This window comes from Nostoc sp. T09 (assembly GCF_002154695.1).
Taxonomy (GTDB): Bacteria; Cyanobacteriota; Cyanobacteriia; order Cyanobacteriales; family Nostocaceae; genus Aulosira.
The window spans coordinates 20214-27033 of sequence record NZ_MTAV01000052.1; the positions used below are offsets into that span (position 1 = coordinate 20214).

Here is a 6820-nt window from a genome sequence, read left to right on the forward strand (position 1 = left end):
TTGGTGTGCTGCTCTACCTAGGGAATGATTGTCGGGAATACCAAAATTAGCCAATTCCTTTCATAGTCTGAACTGTAAGCAATTGCCAGAGCGAGGTGAAGTAGTTGATCTGGGAAATTATCTTGCCATTTTCACATTTGCTATGACATACTCATGAACAATAAATACAGTAACTCGACCGATTTACCGGAGTTTATTTAAATCCAATATTTAGTGGGTTACAAGCCTCGCCATCCCAGGAAGAAACTATGTTAGAAGACGCTCAAGGACTTGAAATTACAACAGACTCAAAAGCAGCGATCGCAGCGATCAATAACTTTATTGATCAAGCCCTCAGCTATGGTAAAAATGCAGAAGCGGTCATTCGCCAAGGAATTGCAGCCGATCCCGACTGTGCAATAATTCATGCCTATGCAGCGGCTTATTATCTTTCTCAGGAAAATGCTCAAGCCTGGCAGCAAGCCAAGCCCCATCTAGAAGCCGCGCAACAGCAATTACCCCGAATTACCGAGAGAGAGCAGTTATATGTGCAGGCGATCGCCGCTTGGGCAGAGAGAGCAATTGATCGAGCGATCGCCTTACACGAAGCTATTACCAAAAAATTCCCTCGTGACCTGATTTCTGTACAGCAGGGACAGTATCACTACTTCTACTTGGGTGACCAAGAAAGATTGCTTTCCATAGCCAAAAAGGTGTTACCTGAGAATCTAGAAAATCATTATCTATATGGCATGGTGGCATTTGGTTTAGAACAGTGCCATCGCTTACAAGAAGCCGAAGCTATGGGACGTATAGCAACATCGATGAATCGTTATGACCCTTGGGCCCATCATGCTGTTGCCCATGTAATGGAAACTCAGGGACGAGTGGATGAGGGTATTGCTTGGATGGAAAACCTTGCCGATACCTGGGAAAATTGCAACTCCATGCTTTACACCCACAATTGGTGGCATATAGCCCTTTATTATTTAGAGCAAGGTAACGCAAATAAAGTATTGGCGCTGTATGATAGCCATGTTTGGGGACGCGCTCAGAAATATTCTCCCAAAGATCAGGTGGGCGCGATCGCTTTATTGTTAAGGCTGGAGTTGCGAGGGTTCGATGTAGGTAATCGCTGGCAGAAGTTGAGTGCTTATCTGCTACCTCGTCTTCACGAACATGCTCTACCTTTTCAAGACTTGCACTATATCTATGCGTTAGCCAGGGCAGAACGTACTGATTGGTTAGAACAGATGTGGCTGAGTATCCAGCAACATGCTTTGACTGTTAACCCCTTCCTACGCCAACACTGGACTGAGATTACAATTCCCTGTGCTAAAGGTATGGTTGCCCATGCCAATGGTGATTGGTCAGAGGCAGTTGCTAAATTGCAACCTGTATTACCAAGATTGTCTCAAATAGGCGGTAGCCATGCTCAAAGAGTATTATTTGAGCAGGTTTATCGAGATGCTTTGTTGCGAATTCAAAAGCAAAGTCAAATTTATTTCCTGGGTACGGCAAAAAGAGAGAAATTCGCTGCTATTTAAGAAAATTGTGTTAATAACGCCAATTTATTCAGAAAAACGTATAATTATCGGATTTGGCACCACCCCAGCAGTTTGGAAACAAAGTTCATTCGCGTTATGTGATGCGGCGACAGGTAGTTGATGTTTAGCACAGCAGTTGACCCTAGTTTGAGTTATGAAAATTAGGTTCTTCAGTACTTAGTATGCTAAATTTACGTGAGAAAATCTCAAAAAGCTTAGTATATATGGGAAATCATGCTTATTTGTCAGATTATTTCTTAATATCGCCTCTTTCCCCTGTTCCCCGTTCCCTGTTCCCTGTTCCCTCTTAAAGACTATGAATTTAGCATAACAAGTACGGTAGAGCCTAAAATTATCTGAATTATTCAGTCAGATGTTAATAACTTTTGCAACGGTTGAATGGAGATTTCTTTAATTTCATTTTGCTGGTGAATTGGTAAAATGCGATTTTTTAAAAAGCCGCTACTACGGTTTGTTAAGACGGCTTGAATTTCCGAGATCATAGATAAGGCGATCGCTTCTGGTGTATCTGCCCCAATGTCGAGACCAATGGGGCTATGCAATTTTTCTAATTGTTCTGGAGTGTATTCTACTCCTGCTGTATTTAAATCCTGAAGTAATTTTTCTGTACGGCGTTTTGGCCCCAAAATACCGAGATACTTTGCAGAAGATGGCAGTAGCATTTTGATGATTTCTAAATCATCGAGGTAATTATGAGTCATTACTACAGCAATAGTTTGCTCATTCACAGATATTTGTTTGTGTAAAATTTCTCGACGGCTGAGAAGTACCTCATCAGCTATGGTAAAACGCTCTTTAGTTGCCTCATTTGCTCGGCAATCAACAATAGTCACTTGCCAACCTAAAGCTTTGGCAAACTGTACTGTAGGTAAGGCATCTTGACCAGCACCAAAAATTATTAGGTGTACGGGTGGCTGAATAACTTCTATAAATACGTCAACGCTACCTAACGATAATTGATATTTGTTAATAGCTGAATTCTGATTTTGAAGGGCAACTTGAGCATCTTGAATTAGAGCAGATTTTAAAGAATATTCTGAAATATTAGTAGTTATATGATTGTCTGGCTTGAGTATTAAGCGTTCTCCAACGTTCACATCAATTACACCCTCTACACCAAAAACAGTTGCGATCGCACCTAGTTGCTGTTGGTCAAAACATTCCTGAATAAAAACCAAGGGATTAAATAAGTCGCCTTTATCTAACCGTTCAATCAGAATTTGTACTACCCCGTTACAGCCAAGCCCAAACCCCCAAACAATGTCTTCATCAGCAGTTGAATCGTAGGTAATCAGAATTGGTCGCCCATCTGGCATTGACACACGAGTATGTTCAAATACATCATTTTCTAGGCAACCACCGCTGATCATACCGATCATCGAACCTGTTTGCGTCATCAACATCCGCGCACCTGGGCGACGATAGGTAGAGCCTTTAACATTAACTACAGTCGCCAGAAAGCTTGATTCGGCATCATGTTGAATTTCTGCAAATGCTTGCAAAATAGTAGTAATTTCTTTCATTACTAATGATTTTCAATTAAACTTATAATCGCTTGCACAAGCATCTCTGGCTCGATTGGTTTAGAAAGATGCTTTTGAAATCCGGCCTTTTGAGCCTGCTGCCGATCGGTTTCACCAGCATAGGCAGTCAGGGCAACGGCTGGAATTGGCTTATCTTGTATTATTGCCCGAATGTTTTGCATGAGCATATAACCATCCATCTCTGGCATTCCAATGTCACTAACTAGCACATCAGGTTTAAATTGGGCTAGGGCTTGCAATCCTTCTAGAGCCGACGGCACAGCGGTGACAATCGCTCCAGCCTGTTCGAGAATAAAGACGATTAATTCACGAGTGTCTGTATCATCTTCAATGACAAGCACCTGAACATTTGCCAGAGGTAAAGCCTGAAGTGTCGGTAATACAGGAATCTGCTCATCTGTTGCTCCATGATTTTCATTTCTGGGCAACGGCAACTTAACAATAAATGTTGCCCCCTGTTCCTCGCCTAGATTATGGGCTTGAATCGTGCCTCCATGCAATTCAACAATTTGCCGTGCGATCGCCAGTCCTAACCCCAATCCGCCAAATTTGCGGGTCGTTGTTCCATCTTCTTGGCGGAAATATTCAAAAATATAAGGGAGAAAGTCAGGATTAATGCCTTTTCCAGTGTCGCTCACTTGAATTTGAGCATAATTTTCAACTATTGTTAATACAACTGTAATCTGACCTTCATTCGGTGTAAATTTGACTGCATTCGATAACAGATTCCATACCACCTGTTGCAATCGCCCTGGATCTGCGCTAATTTTGACAACCTTTGGTGAAAGTTTCGTCTGAATTTGCAGTGACTTCGCTTCTGCTGCTAATCGAACAGTTTCTAAGGCAGCTTTGATCGCTAGATTCAGATCGACAGGCATAACATTCAAACTTAGTTTGCCGCGTAAAATGCGAGAAACATCAAGCAAATCCTCAATTAATTGCACCTGTAGCTTGGCGTTGCGCTCAATGGTTTCCAGTGCGTAAGCAGTTTTTACCCCATCCAATCTGCCGTTGCGAAGTAAGCTTGTCCAACCCAAGATGGGGTTAAGGGGCGATCGCAATTCATGAGACAGCACTGCCAAAAACTCGTCTTTAATTTGGTTGGCGCGTTCGGCTTCTTGGCGTGCGGCTTGTTCTTGTTGCAAGATGTGTTCGCGTTCGGCTTCAGCAAGCTTTTGCTTGGTAATGTCCCGTGAGATGGCAACCAGTTGGACAACTTGTCCTGACCCATCTCTAATCGGCGAAATCACGCTATCCCACCATTTTGGCTTACCCTTCATAGTCGGGAGATAGCCTTGAAATTGTCCCATACTGCCCGCTTGAGCAACGGCTATAGCGGCTAATGCATTCTCATAGTCTTCACCTTGCCAGAAACTCGTCCAATTCACGTTTAGGAAAGACGTTGGCTCGTCAATTTCCAAAAGGCATCGTCCACCTTCACTCATGTAAAGGATTTCGCCGTTCAACGTTAAAACTTTGATGCAGTCTTGACTGCTCTCTAGGATGCGTTGCTTGAGTTCTTCGCTTTCCCGCAGAGCCAAGTTAGAGCGATCGCGCTCGAATACGATACTGGCAATATGAGTGCCGAACTCAGCTAGTTCGTATTCCCAATCGGTCGGCATCCGTGCTTCGTCAAAGTAAAGCATCAAAGATCCAAGAGGCTGACCGTCCAAACCCAGCACAGGTGCAGAATGGCAGGCTAGAATTCCATGTGCTAGGCATAAATCTCGCCATCCTTGCGACCAGCGATCGTCATTGGCAATGTCCGTGCAGGTGACAGGCTGACCACAATACACGGCTGTGCCACAGGTGCCAATGGCAAGCTCATTAATGGGAGCGTCCTTGAGTCCTTGCCCAAACGATGGCGGAAAGTCCGGAGTAATTAAGCTCTTGAACGCCGATCGTTGAGCATTGGGCAGCAATATGCAAGCGCGAACACGAGGATTCAGCCTAGACATTGAGGCACACAGGGAAGAAAGACATTCATTGAGTAGGTGTCCCGATGCAGTCAACTCCAGCAGTCGCTTCTGCTCAACCAGCAGCAGTTCCGCTTGTTTGCGTTGGGTGATATCAATTAGCAATCCATCCCAGACATCTCCATTTGTGGTTTGTACCGCACTTGACCTGCCATGAATCCACTTCAGTTGCCCGGATGGGGTAATAATTCTGCCTTCCCAGTCCCACGGCAGAAAGTTCTCAATAGCTGCTGCAACCGATGATTGAAACAAGGAGCGATCGTCAGGGTGAATCAGGTTAAAAATGGAGCCTGCGTCCTGTAATGCTGCTTCTGGCTCGACTTCAAACAAGTCGCGACAACCTGAATTAACAAAACTAAAGCGATCGCCATCAGCACAGGGGCTATAGCGATAAACCATCCCTGGCATATTTGTCATCAAGGCCTGCATCTGAGCTTGGCTTTGGTGCTGCGCCTGTTGTGCCTCAAGAGCTGCTTGACGAAGGCGACTACTTTGTAAAGCCGCAGCAGTAAAGTCTGCCAAGCTTGTCAGAATCCGCACATCTTCACCATCAAACTGTCGCTGCTCATCGTGCGATACAATCCAGATCGTGCCTAGTGCTTGCCCTTTCAACAGCAGTGGCACCACCAGCCCTTCGACAATAGGCGGGTCTACTGACTGTAAGCTGGGAAAATAGCGTTCTGGGTGATGATACAGTTGCGGACTGCCTCGGCTTATACAGATTCCACAAGGACTGTGTTGCCGATCGCTGATGCTGCCCTCATACTGTTCATAGACCCCAGCTAGGGCAACCCAACGGAATACCTCTTTCCCACTCAGCAGAGTTTCAATTAAACTGACCCCAGCTGTTCCGGCTTGGCACAAATCAACTGCTGCTGACACCAAATACTTGAGTATCGCTTGCGGAGTGCGGGTTAGCTGTTGCCCTAATGCCCGAAGAATTTGAACTTCGGCTTCCAGGTTGAGTGGTCTGCAAGGGCGCTGATACAGTTGTTCGGTAATCAAAACACCAGATTCAGAAAGACTCCCAACAGACGTATTGTCACTCATAGGAAACTGTTTCTTCAAGTAAAGGGCGTTACCTTAGTAGCAGTGACGTATTTCTAATTAGAAACAGTGTCATCTACATGGCATTGGAACAAGAGTCAGGAAAATGTCTTTTCACTGGCAGACGATAACAAAATTAAAACAGTTTCTCATCAGGAAACTTATTAGTCTTTAAGTTGCTTAACTACTTTCCGTATTTCCGTAGATATACAAGTTTTATTACTTAATAACTTTATATCTTAGCGAACTCCAAAAAATAAATTACCCAATTTCTGGGATTTTTCTCCCCCTGCCCCTCTGCTTACACAGCGATGGACATGGCATTGCTCACCTGTATCAACTTAACGTGAAACCCATATCCCGCAAAGAATTGAAGTTCCTTGCTAATAGCAAAAGTCATCTAAAGATGACTAAATATCGCCCAAAATCTTGAGTCTACTTTAGTAGACTTTCGCTATTAGCCTGGGAATTGATTCCCAGGCGGGCGAGGAGGCGAAGCGAGAAGCTATTTTTAGCTTAAGTTGACACTAATGGGCATTGCTATGCCCCTACCCATCTGATATTTTTTTCTAATTGATAATTTTAGAACGCCAGTCTGTTTGTGTTAACCACAAGGCGGAAGTCGATTCAGACTACGCGAAACACTGAAACGTCAACCCTGATGTTGATTCCAGGAACCCGGAAGTCGATTCAGACTACGCGAAAC

Annotated in this window: 3 protein-coding genes; 1 reads left to right on the plus strand and 2 read right to left on the minus strand. The window is 44.3% G+C overall.

Going from position 1 to position 6820, the window contains the following annotated elements:
• The first annotated feature begins 248 nt into the window (after nucleotides 1-248).
• Entirely contained in the window at nucleotides 249-1526 is a 1278-nt protein-coding gene (locus BV372_RS12750) for a tetratricopeptide repeat protein (protein ID WP_086686876.1), read from the plus strand.
• A gap of 365 nt (nucleotides 1527-1891) precedes the next feature.
• Here the strand turns inward: BV372_RS12750 and BV372_RS12755 are convergent, their stop codons facing one another.
• A complete protein-coding gene (locus tag BV372_RS12755; RefSeq protein WP_086686877.1) occupies nucleotides 1892-3070 on the minus strand; it encodes an XdhC family protein in 1179 nt (392 codons plus the stop codon).
• Between the two features lie 2 nt (nucleotides 3071-3072).
• Nucleotides 3073-6117 carry an ATP-binding protein gene (locus BV372_RS12760; RefSeq protein WP_086686878.1) on the minus strand — a complete coding sequence of 1015 codons (3045 nt, stop codon included), beginning with the start codon at nucleotides 6115-6117 and terminating at the stop codon, nucleotides 3073-3075.
• Between the last annotated feature and the right edge of the window lie 703 nt (nucleotides 6118-6820).